The following is a 15,483-nucleotide window of genomic DNA, read 5'->3' as shown; positions in this document are numbered from 1 at the left end:
GGGAAGATTAGTTGAATGAAAATCTTCCGTACGTAAAAAACGGAGGAGAAAATAAATGTTTAGTTTTTATAGTTCACTTTGCACGGAACTTTATGATTACACAAAGCCTGTCGGTTATTCTTTAAATGGTGATATTGAGTATTACGAAGAACGTTTGAAAAATTGTAGAGGTAGAATTCTCGAAGCAGCAGTAGGATCAGGGCGTGTCATCATCCCACTTCTTGAGGCGGGTTTTACAGTTGATGGGATTGACTATTCACCTGAAATGCTAGAGTCGTGCCGTATAAGATGCAAAGAGAGAGGCGTACACCCTAATTTATATGAAGGAAGCTTACAACAATTTTCACTTCCGCATAAATATGAGGCAATTATCATTCCTACTGGTTCTTTTTGCTTAATTGAAAATCGTGAGAATTCTATAAATGCATTGAAATGTTTTTATGAACATCTTAATCCAGGCGGACGATTAATCGTAGATATTATGCTTCCGCATGACTGGAAGACGGGAGAGATTCATACATCGACTTTTTCTTTGCCAAATGGAGATGGAATTACATTAGAAAATAAATCAATTGAAATAGATTGGCTGAATCAAACTACTCTATCATATTTAAAATATGAAAAATGGAGTAAAGGTCAGTTAGTACAAACAGAACTACAACGCTTTGCGATACGCTGGTATGGAATAGAAGAGTTTAAACTTCTGTTAGAAAGTATAGGTTTCTCTAACATTACTTGTTCGGCTGACTATGTTTATGAAAAAGAACCGTCAAATGCAAATCAAATGTTTACTTTTGAAGCTGTGCGAAACGAAAAATAAAGAACTATGGATGAAAATAAGGCAATCGATACTGTATCGATTGCCTTATTGCAATTGTATATTACTTACATGTTATTACGTTTTCATTGTCCAAGCATTTTTCTACTACCTACATATACTATTTATATTAAAGACAGAAATAGAACCGTTATTTTTTGTAAATGATATTTTGGAGAAGTAGGGGGGGATAAATTTTGGAAAACGAAGCACAAGATAGAGTTGAAAATCAAGTGTATTCCAATCGGGTATTAAGATCAGAATTTGATGCGAATTGGGAAACGTGTATATCAAAAAGTGGTTATGTAATTTATGTAGCAACAAGTAACAATGCTGAAGTAATAGTACTTCTTGCAGATGGTTCAAGTAAATTATTAATTTTTGAAAAAGGCGGTAAAGTAGTAGTAGGTGGCAGTGGCACAAGTCATTACAGTAAGCCGCATATTGCAAGAAATATTTAAGGTAGAACATGTATTTGAAAAGAAGCTGGAAAATGGTTCGTCATTCATGTTTAAAGCATGTATGACGAACCATTTTTATTTGTTTAAATCATTTTAGAAGAACTTGATTTATTACAAATATATCGAGATGATCAGGAAATTGTATGGATAAGAATTCGAAATATAATGTAAGTTTGGAAGAAACATATAAGCAATTTTAAAAAGCATTTCCTATTTCGGGAAATGCTTTTTCTATGTTATAGTATAATAGTGTTTTAAAACGATGTTATTTTAATATACTTCAAATTTTGTTGTGTATTATTTTTATATTAAATTAGTCGTTTTATTATTTTTTTATATAAGGAGTAATAATTAGAGAAATGAAAAATATAGACTTTATACTAGAAAGTGATGAGGCATTAAAACCGTCTGAAAGATTAGTACTATTATTATTAGAGAAGCATAGAATGTTATATACGAACGATCTATTAGCATTATCTAATTTATCATATAAAACATTAACGGATTCATTAACGTCGCTCGTTTTAAAATCATATGTGTTAAAGGAAACAGGTAAGGGAAGAAGACAGAATTGTTATAGATTGGTATGATAAGGCTGCTGATTTTAGAGGGTTTACATTCATGTTTTTCAAATGTAAGGGTAAGTGGGAATTTAGTTTTCGAATGAAAAACACACTTCAATTCGTACTCAAATATTTGTATTTCATTTTTGTTAACGATAATTGTATCGTTATTGAAAATATAAAAATAAAATAAACTGCATAAAAAAGAAATAAAAAAACAATCCATTTTAAAAATGGATTGTTTTTTTATTGGAATAATATTATTTGATATGTTGATAGTATGAATGATTACGCTACTTCACTTGTGTACTTTTCAGGTAATAATTCCATTACGTTACATTTTACAAGTTCACCATTATATGAAAGTATAACGTTCGTATTTTTTCCGTAATCACTTATTAATTCTCGACACATACCACATGGAGCAACAACCCAACATTTTTCTATATCTTCATGGGGGGGTGAGCAACCGCTACAATGGTATCAAATTCATGATCGCCTTCTGAAATAGATTTTCCAATCGCCATAGCTTCACCACAAACTGTTATTCTTCCAACATTTGGTTCAACATGCACTGCTGCATAAATATTACCCGTTTTAGTTCGTACAGCGGAAGCGATATGATGACGGTCATATTTATAATTTTTTTCAATTATTTTTTCAACAACTGTAATAAAATCAAAGTCTTCACTAGAAGAAATTAAAGAAATAATATTGTTATGTAAACTGTCGTCTTAAAAGGAAAATATCATAATCAATAGAACATATAGAAGAGTATACTTAAATATTTTGAAAGATGGGATAGCAGCATATGATATTGCATTAGAAAAAGGATACGAGCACCTTTTACAACATTTAAAACAGGAAGTGAATGTATGATAAATAAGTGGAGTGTAGGCATATTTTTATTTAATGAGGTAGAGGTTTTAGACTTCGCAGGGCCATTTGAAGTTTTTTCTGTAACCGAAGCGTATGAAGAAAAACCATTTACAGTGTATACAGTTAGCCAAAATGGAGAAATGATTACAGCAAGAAACGGATTAAAGGTACAGCCGGATTATAGTATTGAAGATTTACCACCAGTTGATATTTTAATCATTCCAGGTGGTAAAGGCGTTAGGGAAAGTGAAGTGAAAAATGATATTATAATAAAATGGGTTCGTCAGCAAATGAAAGAAGTAAAGCTAATGACTTCAGTTTGTACTGGAGCGCTATTACTTGCGAAAGCTGGTTTACTGGAAAATTTAAAAGCAACAACGCATTGGGCTAGTATTCAAACTTTCAAAAAAGATTTTCCGAATGTAGAAGTAATGGAGAATGTGAAATTTGTAGATGAAGGACACATTATTACATCGGCAGGTATTTCAGCTGGTATTAACATGTCATTTCATATTGTGACAAATTTGTTAGGTGTGGAGGTTGCTGCGGAAACAGCCAAAAGTATGGAATATGATATTGATTTGTAAAATAAAAAAGCCCAATTTGGGCTTTTTTATTTAGCAAAGTTTCTTAACAGGTGATCTATGCTCAAAACTTTAGTTCAGAAACAGTAATTTCAGTTTTAGCGAATATACGACAATTTATCTTTTTCCTCCTTGTAAGCATGTTATTACAAGGAGAAATTTCGTATGTAAAAAAACTCTTCTACAATAGTAGAAAAAGAATAACAGAAACTACTATTTTATGGCAGCATACATAAAAAAATTCAATGTAAATATGGAAATGTCGTCGAATGCTATCTTTAATTGGTTAATTTGTGAGATATTTTTGTGAAGGAGCTTATTTTATAAGAATAGAATTAAAGTTAGTAAGAGATTATGCCGATGGTAGTGAAAATATATGTGTTAGGGGGATTTCAAAATGAGGAAACTCAAGCGAATAAATGTTCCTAATATACAAGAACAACTATCACAGTCTAATGAGAATCGAGCAATTAATAAGAAAAAACTAAGGCGATTTATATTCATGTTTATATTTATCGCGGCGGCTACTTTGTACGTTCAATTTATTTTAACGAAACAACAAGAAATAATCGTGGAAAAAAAAGATACAATAACGAATCAAAAAGAACAATTGGTTTCTTTAAAGAAAAATAAGGCGTCTTTAAAGACTAACATAGAAAATTTAACAGACGATGAGGAAGAAATTTTGAAGTTTGCGAGAAAAGAATATCAGTTTTCTAAGTCAAATGAAACTATATTTGTATTGCCGAAGTAGTGTAATAGAGCAGTTAGCGATAGCTAACTGTTTTTTTATGTACGACTGGCATGGTACAAGAAACAATCACATACTGTAAAAATGAAGAGTGTGAGCTGTTTTTATAATTATGGAATATATACCGAAATAAATGTTGTTAAAATTCTGTCAATTGTATTATAATACAAGGTAAGCGGATACATTTTTTAATCAACGTTGAGTTTATCACTCATACGACTATTAAGAAAACCGTTATCCCGTATTAGAAAGGAAGATAGCTGTGTATGCTTCAAATACAATTTATGTCGTAGGGGATGCGAAAGCACCTCAAAATAATCCCATTACTGAAAAGTTTAAAAGCTATTTTGTAGCGTTTGTACTTGTCAAGGAGACTGGGGAAATTGTAGATGCAGATTGCTCAGCGACAATTGCATTAACATCTCAATTCGTTAAATATTTGTTTCTACATAAAAATATTAATGATCCAACGTTAGTAATGGAAATAAAAGATCGTTATTTCGGTTCGTCTCAAAAGGCATTACTTGTAGCGTTAAAAGATGCGCAGAAAAAATATAATCAAATTGCTGCTTTGTCTACACATTCCTAGACAAAATCCAGCCGTAAGAATCTTCTTATGGCTGGATTTTTTTATTTCACATTAATCTCTTGCATTTAAAGTAAGTGAAAGAGGAAATGAATTGTACGTAAAAACATAATTTGTTTTTAAAGATTAAAGTTCCGCTTTGTTAGACAACGAAAGGATGAACAATATGAAAATTAAAAATGTAAAAGTAAATCGTAGACGTGTTAATCTTCATACACCGTTTAAAACAGCTCTTCGTACCGTAACCGAAATAGAAAGTATAGATGTATTTATTCATACAAATGAAGGGATTGTTGGCAAAGGTGCTGCAGCCGCAACACCAGTTATTACGGGTGATTTCGCAAACGGGATTGAAGAAGCAATTTTAGGGCCGATGCGTTCCTGTTTAATTGGTCAAGATATTATTCAATTTCAGCAGTTACTACAGCACATTCAAATGAGTTGCATTGGGAATCCAAGTGCGAAAGCGGCGGTAGATATCGCTTTATATGATGTGTATTGTCAATATCAAAACGTTCCACTTTACGCATTATTAGGCGGGAAGAAAGAAATCCATACAGATATTACCGTTAGTGTAGATGAGCCTTTCATTATGGCGAAAGAGGCAAAGAAACATGTAGAAAAAGGATTTCAAACTTTAAAAATTAAAGTGGGGAAATCTGCTCCTTTAGACTTAGAACGTATTGAAGCGATTCGAAATAGCGTACCTAAAAATACAACGTTACGATTAGATGCAAATCAAGGATGGAATCCAAAAGAGGCGGTTACGATCATTAAAGAGATGGAAAATCGCAATTTAAATATTGAATTTATTGAACAACCTGTTCACGCGAAAGATTGGGATGGATTAAAGTACGTCAAAGATCATGTGCAAACGCCAATTATGGCAGATGAAAGCATATTTTCAGCGAGTGATGCATTGAAAATCGTTCAAGGAGGATATGCAGACTTAATTAATATTAAATTAATGAAATGTGGTGGTATACGTGAAGCGTGGCGTATTGCCGATATCGCCGAAACAGCTGGTGTAAAATGTATGGTCGGTAGTATGATGGAATCTTCACTTTCTGTTAGTGCTGTAGCTCATTTAGCAGCTGCACATCCTAATATTCATTACTTCGATCTAGATGCACCTCTTTGGTTAATGGAAGAACCGGAAGGAATGACTTATTCAGGATCAAAGGTAAACCTTCAATCGACAGTGAATAGTAAATCTTAGGAGAAGAAACTAGAAAACTATCTTTTAAGGGGGATATGTATGAAAAAAGTAGGAACTGCATTTTTAACAACTTTATTTATATTTTCATCGTTTACATCAGCAAATGCTGAAGAGAAGAAAGATAGTAAAGCGTTTATTGATGTATCTGCCGCAACACTTTGGACCACGCCTGATTCATTACGGCCAATTGATACACCAAGCGCTACAAATCCAGTTGATTTGTGGAAGTGGACGAAATCAATGACGCTTGATGAGAAACTTTGGTTAACAAATGCAAATAAACTAGAAACACAAGCGCTATTAGGTCAAGAAGTAACGGTTGTTGATAAAAAAGGGGACTGGGTGAAAGTGTTAGTCCATGGTCAGCCAATGCCGCGAAATGAGGAAGGCTACCCAGGATGGATGCCTGAAAAACAGTTAACATATAATCAAGAATTTGCAGATAAAACAAATGAACCTTTCGTATTAGTAACGAAACCGACAGCCATTTTATATATAAATCCTTCTGAAAAACATAAATCACTTGAAGTGAGCTATAATACGCGACTGCCGCTACTTAGTGAAGATACGATTTCATATCGCGTCTTGTTACCAAACGGACAGAAAGCTTGGCTACGAAAAAATGATGGAACGGTTTACCGTTCTCAAAATGATATTCCAACTCCAGCGGCCGATGATTTAATAAATACAGGGAAAATGTTTTTAGGATTACCGTATATATGGGCTGGTACAAGTGGTTTCGGATTTGATTGCTCTGGATTTACACATACGATTTATAAATCACATGGTATTACAATTCCGCGAGATTCAGGTCCGCAATCGAGAAATGGAGTTGCAGTTGATAAAGAACATTTACAAAAAGGAGATTTAATTTTCTTTGCACATGATCAAGGGAAAGGCAGTGTTCATCATGTGGGGATGTATATTGGTGACGGAAATATGATTCACTCGCCGAGAGCTGAAAGATCAGTAGAGATTATACCGCTTAATACACCAGGATATATAGAAGAGTACGCTGGTGCTCGTCGTTACTTACCATAAAAAGTAGAGAGGGTTTTCAAATGAAAAAAGTTGTTCGTTACTCATTAGTTAGTACTTTATTAGCCTCTTCATTTTTAGTTGGCTGCGCAAAAGAAAAAACAACGACAAAGCCAAAAGATGAGAAAAAAGTATTACAGTTATTAGAAACAGGTGAAATTCCGTCTTTACATTCAGGGAAAGTAACAGATGCGGTATCGTTTAACGTTTTAAATAATGTAATGGAAGGATTATTCCGTTTATCGAAAAATGATGAAGTGATTGAAGCTGGAGCACAAAAATATGAAGTGAGTCAAGATGGGAAAACATATACATTCCACTTACGTGATGCGAAATGGTCTAACGGAGATCCAGTAACAGCACAAGATTACGTATACGCTTGGAAGCAGCTTATTAATCCAGATACAGCTTCTCAATATGCATACATTGCATACGATGTGAAAAATGCGGAGAAAATAAATAAGAAACAACTAGGGTTAGAGGAATTAGGAGTAAAAGCAAAGGATGATAAAACGTTCGTTGTAGAGTTAGAACACCCTGTACCGTATTTTACAAAACTACTAATTTTACCGTCCTTCTATCCAATTAACGAAAAATATGCGAAAGAACAAGGTGATAAATACGGATTAGAAGCAAATAAAGCGGTATATAACGGGCCATTTATATTATCGGAGTGGAAGCATGAAGCGAGTTTTACAATGAAGAAAAACGATAAGTATTGGGATAAAAAAGAAGTGAAGCTAGATGAAATAAACTATCAAATTGTAAAGGAAATTTCAACTGCGGTAAATTTATATGAAACAGATAAAGTGGATAGAGCTGTCATTTCTACAGAATTTGTAGATAAATATAAAAATAATAAAGAGCTTAAACAATATACAGATCCAGTTATGTACTTCTTCCGATTCAATGAAAATGTAGCGATTCTTAAAAATAAAAATGCAAGGCTTGCGCTAAGTACAGTGTTTGATAAGAAAGGACTTGCGACTTCATTTTTAAATGATGGTTCGGTTGCTGCTAACTATTACGTACCGAAAGGGTTTTTAAAAGGTCCAGATAAAAAAGACTTTAGAAGTACGACAGGTGAGTTTAATAAAACTGATGTAAAACAGGCGAAAGAATATTGGGAAAAGGCGAAGCAAGAGACAGGTACAAATGAAGTGACGCTTGAGTTATTAAACTATGACTTAGAAAACTTCAAAAAAGTAGGGGAATACATTAAAGAAGAGCTAGAGAAAAACTTACCAGGCTTAAAGGTAAATGTAAAATTACAACCGCATACGCAAAAACTAGCGTTAGAGAAGAAGAAAGAATATGAAATGTCATTATCACGCTGGTTACCGGATTATCCAGATCCAATGACTTACTTAGAAGTATTTCTTTCTGGAAGCAGTGTGAACAATACAGAGTATGCAAATCCAGAATATGATGCATTAATTAAGAAGATTAAAACAGAATTAGGTAATGATGAAAAAGCTCGTTGGAAAGCAATGCAAGATGCGGAAAAAATGCTGCTAGATGATGCAGTAATAGCACCGGTATTCCAGCGCGGGTTATCGTACTTACAAAAGCCATATGTGAAAGATTTATATGTACATCAATTCGGTCCGGCAACAAGTTTAAAATGGGCAGATGTACAAAAATAAAGGTATGGAGAAACAGACTACACATGTGTGATAGTCTGTTTTTTTTACCTCCTGTTAAGTAACAAGAATGAGGCTTATGGAATGAAATGAGGGCAATAGACATTGATTTTATGAACTGAAATATTATTGGATTTTCTTAATTTAACTGTTGAACCTCTAGTTACTTGAGGTTTTATAATGAACTTATACTTTTGATGGGGGGATTTAGATGAGTAAGGATAAAATATTTTCTATTGGGAAATTTTCAGAAAAAACGGGAATAGCAATTCCTACGTTGCATTACTATGATGAAATCGGATTGTTACAACCAGAAAAGAATCCTTCTTCAGGGCACCGCATTTATAAGTATGAAGATATTATAACGTTACAAAAAATTCTAAGTTTAAAATTTCTAGGCTATAGCTTAGATAAAGTCGCTAATTTGTTACATGAATCAAGTTTTAACGTTGATCTAAATGAAAGCTTGTCTCTTCATTTACAAGTTTTAGAGAAAGAAAAAGAACAAATTGAGCAATCAATGCAAGCGATTAAAAGAGTAATCAAATTGGTCGAGGAGGAAGGAGAAGTAGATAGTAATGTATTATTTAGTCTTGTTTACGGTATGAATACAGAACATACTTACAAAGATTGGATGAAGCGGCATAGATTACCGAATATCATGGAAGAATTATCAAAGAAATCAGAAGAAGATAAAATTAATTTAGATAAAACGTTAATTCAATTGTCTAAAAAAGTGAAACAATTATATGGTAAACCCGTAGAAGATTCGAAAGTACAAGAGATGATTAAGTATTATTTAGAAGCGTCTATTTCATTCCTTGGTGAGGATTTGATACAAAAGCTAGCTAATACTAGTGTGAAAGAACTGGATATTCAAGAACTTGAAAATATGATATCTTCACCTTTCACAGAAGATGAACAAAAATGGCTTAATCGAGCGATGGAATATTATACGGAGCAAGTAGAAATGGAATAGTAATAGATTTAATGATTTATACATTTTTTAAATTGTAAGTGACTAATCTTCGTTAAAAGAGACAATTATTGAATTATAAAACATTATTATTTTTAACCCCGTTCTAGTTTTAAAGCGGGGTTATGCGTATGGAAGACCATATAATTATGCAATTTTATTTCTTAAGATTAAATTAAAGACTTTTCTTATGTTTTTTTATCTTTGAAAAATAAAATTATTACTAAAATTCCAGTGTGAAATTTATGTAGAATCTTGTATAATTAACGTGTTTCTATGGAAACATTTTCTTGTGCTAATTGTATAGGACTTAATAGAACAAGGAAAGAAATACATACATGTATATAATAGATAAATAGAATGGAACATGTATAGAGAAAAAGGAGAGAAATGATGGCGTGTCAAAAACAAGGGTTACAATTTAATAGCGATAGAAAGAGGAAGAGACGATGAAAATGAAGCATGCTTTTGGTCCGATAATTTTAGCGTGTATGCTTTTTTTCATTATCATATTAATCCCATCGAAAAGTTTAGTATCACTTATTAGTGATAAGAAGGTAGAAGATGCGGCAACCTCCTTACAAAAAGAAAAACTACAAAGCGTTTTCTTACAGCAAAAAATGTTAGAGAATTCGCAGTATTTACCGATGTACGGTTCATCTGAATTTTTACGAATGGATGCATATCATCCGTCTAATTACTTTAAAGTAAATCCAGCAGGTTTTACACCATATTTAATGGGGATTGGTGGTACGCAAAGTTTAGCTCATATATTAAATATGACGTCTACAATGGATGAGTTAGAAGGTAAAAAAGTAGTCTTTGTTTTATCGCCACAATGGTTTACCAAAACTGGGGTTTCACAGGGGGATTTTACGAACAATTTCTCCAAACAACAGGCATATCATTTTATTTTTAATGATAAAATAAATGTAAAAATGAAGAAGCAAATTGCGAAACGATTATTAGAATATAAAGTTGTTCAAGAAGATGATATATTAAAAAATTCATTAGAAGGTATTGTATATAATGATACGAAACATAACATACAAGCGGGTTTAGTTAAACCACTTGCTTATATACATCGAAATATTTTAGATCATAGAGATTTATTTAACTCTATATTTAAGATTGAGCCGATGAAAGAGAAAACAAATATCAGACTTCGTTCAATTTCTTGGGAAGACGCACGTAAACACGCAGAACAAGAAGGGAAGGCTGAGTCTACTACAAATACATTCGGAATTGAAAATCCCTATTATCATAAGAATAATCTGAAGAAAAAACTAAAAGGTTTAAAAAACTTTAGAGCAAATGAAACATATGATGAATCACCAGAATATGGTGATTTACAAATTATTTTAGATTTATTTAAAGAGAAAAATGTCAAACCACTCTTTATTTCTGTACCTGTAAATGGCCCTTGGTATGATTATACTGGCTTCCCGAAAGAACGCCGTGAAGTGTATTATAAAAAAGTTCGAGAACAAGTTGAGAAAGCAGGATACCCAGTAGTTGATTTCTCTGGCCATGAATATGATAAGTATTTCTTAAAAGATACAATTCATTTAGGCTGGAAAGGCTGGATTTACTTTGATGAAGCAGTGCAAAACTTTTACACTGAGAAATAAGTGTGGAGAAAAAGGAACGGCTATAAGCTGTTCCTTTTTTTAGTATAGAGGATTTTGATGTGGGCAATTCGGAAATGCATGTATATCTTGAATTTGTCTAAAATCATAATGCTTCATTGCGAACTGAGCTTGGTAAAGGTATTCATACACATATAATTGACCATCATATGCTGAACATAATACACCAGAAGTTCCTTGCCCATTAATGAAGGAAATACCGATAGGGCGTCCAATTAAGTATTGTATTTTTTGTTGCCAATGCATAGGGGAATCACTCCTTTTTGAGATAATATACGAAATGGACGATTGAATTGTTGCTTATCCACATAATTATGGAGGCTTTTTTATACAATTTCTAGAAGACATTAATATGAATGAATTATAAGTGTGAGAGAGGAATAAATAATGAAAAAAGAAAATATTTTAGAAGAAAAGTTAAATATAATAGAATGGTGTCAAACATTGAAGGAAGTACCTGATGATATATGGTTTCAATCATTTAAAAATGGTTCGTGGGGAATTGCAGATGTGATTTCACATTTTATCATTTGGGATGATTTTGTAATGAAGTATCGAATTCCTTATTTTCTAAGTGCCCAATCAATACCTTATATTCCAACAGATGTAGAGGAAATGAATAAGAGTGCAATTATATATGCGAGATCAGGTATTTCAAGAGAAGAACTTATTAATCAGTTTAGCTATACTCGTAAACAATTAGTAGATGAAATTGAGGGAATTCCCGCCTATAATTTTAATAATGATTTTCAAATTGGTACAAAAAAAGTTATGCTAAATCATTATTTTTCATCACTCATTCAGCATGACTTAAAGCATAAAGAAGAAATAAACCAATTTTTAATATATAATCAAGTCTATAATAAAAACCGCTAACATTCGTAATGAATTTTTAGCGGTTTTTATTATTTTAAGCGAGATTTTTACGTTTTTTTGTCCATTTTTTAAGGATGAAGTATAGAAGGATAAGTATGACACCGCCAATTGCGAAAGACTTCACATACGGTCCCGCAATATCGTTTATATTCTCCCAATTTTGACCTAGTTTTTCACCTAAATAAATGAAAATGATAGACCAAGGGATGATTGCAAGTGCTGTTAATGTAGTGAAGCGTAGTAATGGCATTTTTGTAATACCAGCAGGAATTGAAATCGCATGACGTACTACCGGAATGAAGCGAGCAGTGAAAATTACACCAGTCCCGTACCGATTAAACCAATCTTCAGCTGCATCTATATGTTTTTTATGAATGAAAATATATTTTCCGTAACGTTCTAATATAGGGCGTCCACCGTATCGTCCAAGCCAATAAATAAAGATTTGGGCAATAACACCACCGATTGTACCAAATATAACTGCGCCTATAAATGAGATACTACCGTTGAATACTAAATAACCTGCATAAGCAAGGACGATCTCACTCGGAATAATCTCAATCATAAGTCCAAGCATAATGCCCCAATAACCTAACCCTTCAAAAAACGTTAATACTGAGTGAATAAAACTACTTACCATTGTTGCACCTTCTAGTTTATGTATTTTTGAATAGGTGAACCTAATACTTAATAACATAAAAGATTCACTATGTGTAGATTATACCTTATTTGTATAGGGGATTGCTATTTCAATTCTTTTATGTCTCTGATAAGTATTATAGTAAATGATAATGTATTGGAAATTTCCTATAATGATATGGGCTTTTAATTTACAAAGTGACAAGGGGAATGTATGCATAATAAGTATCAAATTTATGAACGACTTTCTATTTGGAATAGAGACATGATTCGGTTGATAAAAAGTATTTCAAAGGGTGGCTTATAGGTTCAAAAATTTAAAAATAATTCAAGGAGAATAAAAATATAAATATTCTCTTATCACCTAGACAGGTACTTCACTTTCAAATAACGAATTATAATGTTAATAAAATTTTATAGGAAATTAACGTGATGAAGGTGAAAATATGAAGAAAGCATTATTAGAAAAGGCCTCATATCTACATAAAGAAGAATTAGAACAATTACATAAAGCTATATTAGTTTCTGAGAAAGCTCATGAAGGACAATTTCGAGTTTCGGGTGAGCCGTATATTACTCATCCATTTGCAGTTACTGAAATTTTGTTAGATTGTAAGGCAGATATTATAACTTTAGTTGCAGCATTACTACATGATGTGGTGGAGGATACAGATTACACAATTGAGTACATACGTGATATATTCGGTAAAAAAGTGGCTGATATTGTAGAAGGGTTAACTAAAATTGATAAAAAACAAATCCCTAATAAAGAAGAGTATGAAGCAATAAATTTAAAGAAATTATTGTTAGCTACACAAGGAGATATAAGAGTAGCTATTATAAAAGTAATAGATCGTCTACATAACATGAGAACTTTACAGGTGAAAGCTGTAAAGAAACAAGTTCCTTATGCAAATGAAACACTCAAAATTTTCGCTCCGATTTGTAAAAGGCTGGGGCTATTTCATATTCAACACGAGTTAGAAGATTTAGGTTTTTATTATCTTAATCATTCTAAATATAAGGGAATGAAAATTCTTTTGCAAAATTATGTTAAGTTATTAGGGGATTTGTCTCAAAATATAATGCAAGATATAAATACTTTTCTAAATACATCTTTAATATTTGAAGTCGACTATGAAGTAAGCCCTATTTATACAGCTTATTCTCGTCTCCAAGATATTCAAGACATTACAGCAGTGTCAAAAATAATTATCACGGCCTCAAATAATTTAGACTGTTATAAAATATTAGGAATTATACATCAGCTATACAAACCAATTCCATATCAATTTGAAGATAATAAGCAATTGAAAGTGATGTATTAAACAAATACTTAAAGACCAAAGTGGTAATCAATAACCATGAAATAGTGATATGTATTGAAACAAAAATAAATCAGGAGATACGATATAAAGGGGTATTTCATATTCTTACAAAAAGTATAACTGATAAGGGCATGCAAAATATAATTCATAAATTGATGGAGCATTTTATTAAGACAAATGATCTAGTAACTCAAGATGCAATTGAATTTTATGATTTAGTATCATATGAACTATTCCAAGATAACATTGTAGCATTTACTCCTAAGTTAGATTCCGTGAACTTACCGCAAGGTTCTACTGTAATCGATTTTGCTTTCGCATTAAACCCTGAGAGTGCTAAGTATATGTCAGGTGCTAAAGTTAATGGTATAAATAAACCGATAACAACGAATGTTTCACATCTAGATATTGTTGAACTTGTGGTAACTGAAAACATAAGTAATGTAAGACAGGATTGGTTAAATTTCGCTAATAGTTCAAAAGCTCAAATCGAAATTTATAAAGAGTTACAAAGATGAATGGATTAAATTTATTGAGAAAACCTGTTCGAAATTTAATAGAATGAAATGATCATTTTTGAATTAATAATAGGCGATTATGATTTTTTATAATTATTATCTAAAAAACAACCATCCACCTGTTCTAAATATATAACAGGTGGATGGTTGTTTTCATTATTAAAAAATAGAAGCATTTCTGCTCCTATTTCTTACGGTTTCACATCTAAATTCTGTAAAAATAACGTTGCTGTTACGTAACGTTTCGCCAACATTTGTACATAAGCGGTATGTACAGAAAGTGTGGCGATAATAATGGCGTTACGAATTGCTTCGCGTTGTTCGTTGTTAACCTGATCGAACTTGCTTGCGATTTTATCAGCTTTTTCTTTTACGATGTTTTCAATTGTATGAACTGTATCTGTTGCATTTAATTGCAAGCAATTCCCTTGATTGAGCTCTTCAAATAGAGAAGAGTATGCTCCATATAAATGAACAGGATTGATTAAGTCATCACTTCGATCGGCTGGGTCATTTACGATAAGGCGTAATAGCTTACGAATGGATTCGAAATCAAGTGCTGTTTTTAAATCTTCAACAATAAATAGTAAGGCCGCTTGTTCAATTGAATATTTTTTACCTTTTTGAGGAGAGCCAATCATTTCTTTTATATCTCGTTTCACCCAGTTTTGCATGGCCGTTACTGAGAAACTTGTATTTTCAATCTGATTTCCAAGCGCAACTATTTCATTTAATGAAAAACCGACGTCCGTATCTTCAATCTTAATTAGTTTTTCAAAAATTGGTGAAAGTGCGGTAGTAATAAAAGCAGTTACGCTTTGTCCGCTTTCAATATCTTTTTTATGTGACTTTGCCCAAGCTTCTTGTAAAATACCGAGAGGCTTTTTCGTATTCCACCCTCTTAATGATAGAAGAAGGGTAGCCATTTCGTTTCGTGTGAGATGAAATGTTTCCAT

At 32.3% G+C, this 15,483-nt stretch carries 15 protein-coding genes and 3 pseudogenes; 14 read left to right on the top strand and 4 right to left on the bottom strand.

All coding sequences use genetic code 11. The features are described from left to right. Positions 1 to 55: 55 nt before the first annotated feature. The 3 genes from ACUXEY_RS25315 to ACUXEY_RS25305 all read left to right on the top strand — a co-directional run bounded on the left by ACUXEY_RS25315 (position 56) and on the right by ACUXEY_RS25305 (position 1,868). On the top strand, positions 56 to 820 hold the full coding sequence (locus ACUXEY_RS25315) for a class I SAM-dependent methyltransferase (protein WP_461301855.1): 765 nt from the start codon (positions 56 to 58) through the stop codon (positions 818 to 820). A gap of 194 nt (positions 821 to 1,014) precedes the next feature. Beyond that, entirely contained in the window at positions 1,015 to 1,278 is a 264-nt protein-coding gene (locus ACUXEY_RS25310; RefSeq protein WP_461301854.1) for a hypothetical protein, read from the top strand. 359 nt (positions 1,279 to 1,637) lie between these two features. Beyond that, positions 1,638 to 1,868 (top strand): hypothetical protein, encoded by a 231-nt coding sequence (locus tag ACUXEY_RS25305; RefSeq protein ID WP_000789033.1) that lies wholly within the window; start codon positions 1,638 to 1,640, stop codon positions 1,866 to 1,868. 261 nt (positions 1,869 to 2,129) lie between these two features. Here the strand turns inward: ACUXEY_RS25305 and ACUXEY_RS25300 are convergent. Further along, positions 2,130 to 2,554: pseudogene (locus ACUXEY_RS25300) on the bottom strand (cytidine deaminase). An 82-nt stretch (positions 2,555 to 2,636) separates the two neighbouring features. On the opposite strand from ACUXEY_RS25300, the pseudogene ACUXEY_RS25295 reads away from it, so the two are divergent. From ACUXEY_RS25295 to dltD, 9 genes and pseudogenes are all read left to right on the top strand, one after another. Then, positions 2,637 to 2,720: pseudogene (locus ACUXEY_RS25295) on the top strand (ankyrin repeat domain-containing protein); the annotation flags it as partial. After that, entirely contained in the window at positions 2,717 to 3,307 is a 591-nt protein-coding gene (locus tag ACUXEY_RS25290) for a DJ-1/PfpI family protein (protein ID WP_429603308.1), read from the top strand. The pseudogene ACUXEY_RS25295 and the gene ACUXEY_RS25290, both read left to right, overlap by 4 nt. Positions 3,308 to 3,701: 394 nt before the next feature. Beyond that, entirely contained in the window at positions 3,702 to 4,058 is a 357-nt protein-coding gene (locus ACUXEY_RS25285) for an FtsB family cell division protein (protein WP_166704805.1), read from the top strand. Between the two features lie 259 nt (positions 4,059 to 4,317). Next, positions 4,318 to 4,644, top strand: a complete 327-nt coding sequence (locus tag ACUXEY_RS25280) for a DUF3870 domain-containing protein (protein WP_000271329.1) — start codon at positions 4,318 to 4,320, stop codon at positions 4,642 to 4,644. A gap of 154 nt (positions 4,645 to 4,798) precedes the next feature. Beyond that, positions 4,799 to 5,860: a dipeptide epimerase gene (locus tag ACUXEY_RS25275; RefSeq protein ID WP_461301853.1), complete on the top strand. Its 1,062-nt coding sequence runs from the start codon at positions 4,799 to 4,801 to the stop codon at positions 5,858 to 5,860. A 39-nt stretch (positions 5,861 to 5,899) separates the two neighbouring features. After that, positions 5,900 to 6,901, top strand: coding sequence for a C40 family peptidase (locus tag ACUXEY_RS25270; RefSeq protein WP_461301852.1), 1,002 nt, complete (start codon positions 5,900 to 5,902; stop codon positions 6,899 to 6,901). A 20-nt stretch (positions 6,902 to 6,921) separates the two neighbouring features. Continuing rightward, positions 6,922 to 8,544 (top strand): peptide ABC transporter substrate-binding protein, encoded by a 1,623-nt coding sequence (locus ACUXEY_RS25265; RefSeq protein ID WP_461301851.1) that lies wholly within the window; start codon positions 6,922 to 6,924, stop codon positions 8,542 to 8,544. Positions 8,545 to 8,752: 208 nt separating this feature from the next. Next, on the top strand, positions 8,753 to 9,520 hold the full coding sequence (locus ACUXEY_RS25260) for a MerR family transcriptional regulator (protein WP_461301850.1): 768 nt from the start codon (positions 8,753 to 8,755) through the stop codon (positions 9,518 to 9,520). Positions 9,521 to 9,966: 446 nt separating this feature from the next. After that, positions 9,967 to 11,148 carry a D-alanyl-lipoteichoic acid biosynthesis protein DltD gene (gene dltD, locus ACUXEY_RS25255; RefSeq protein WP_461301849.1) on the top strand — a complete coding sequence of 394 codons (1,182 nt, stop codon included), beginning with the start codon at positions 9,967 to 9,969 and terminating at the stop codon, positions 11,146 to 11,148. A 39-nt stretch (positions 11,149 to 11,187) separates the two neighbouring features. Here the strand turns inward: dltD and ACUXEY_RS25250 are convergent, their stop codons facing one another. Further along, positions 11,188 to 11,412, bottom strand: coding sequence for a hypothetical protein (locus tag ACUXEY_RS25250; RefSeq protein WP_166704811.1), 225 nt, complete (start codon positions 11,410 to 11,412; stop codon positions 11,188 to 11,190). A gap of 141 nt (positions 11,413 to 11,553) precedes the next feature. On the opposite strand from ACUXEY_RS25250, the gene ACUXEY_RS25245 reads away from it, so the two are divergent. Next, positions 11,554 to 12,042, top strand: a complete 489-nt coding sequence (locus ACUXEY_RS25245) for a DinB family protein (protein ID WP_461301848.1) — start codon at positions 11,554 to 11,556, stop codon at positions 12,040 to 12,042. Positions 12,043 to 12,076: 34 nt separating this feature from the next. On the opposite strand, the gene uptA is transcribed toward ACUXEY_RS25245, so the two are convergent. Beyond that, positions 12,077 to 12,682 (bottom strand): undecaprenyl phosphate transporter UptA, encoded by a 606-nt coding sequence (uptA, locus tag ACUXEY_RS25240; RefSeq protein ID WP_317459798.1) that lies wholly within the window; start codon positions 12,680 to 12,682, stop codon positions 12,077 to 12,079. Positions 12,683 to 13,127: 445 nt separating this feature from the next. Here uptA and ACUXEY_RS25235 point away from each other — a divergent pair. Further along, positions 13,128 to 14,527: pseudogene (locus ACUXEY_RS25235) on the top strand (HD domain-containing protein). A gap of 191 nt (positions 14,528 to 14,718) precedes the next feature. Here ACUXEY_RS25235 and ACUXEY_RS25230 read toward each other — a convergent pair. Continuing rightward, a complete protein-coding gene (locus tag ACUXEY_RS25230; RefSeq protein WP_144611637.1) occupies positions 14,719 to 15,483 on the bottom strand; it encodes a DUF1836 domain-containing protein in 765 nt (254 codons plus the stop codon).

It is taken from the genome of Bacillus sp. F9_6S_D1_P_5 (assembly GCF_054823925.1).
Note: the sequence above shows the minus strand (reverse complement) of the source record. Positions and strands in the feature narration are given on the sequence as shown.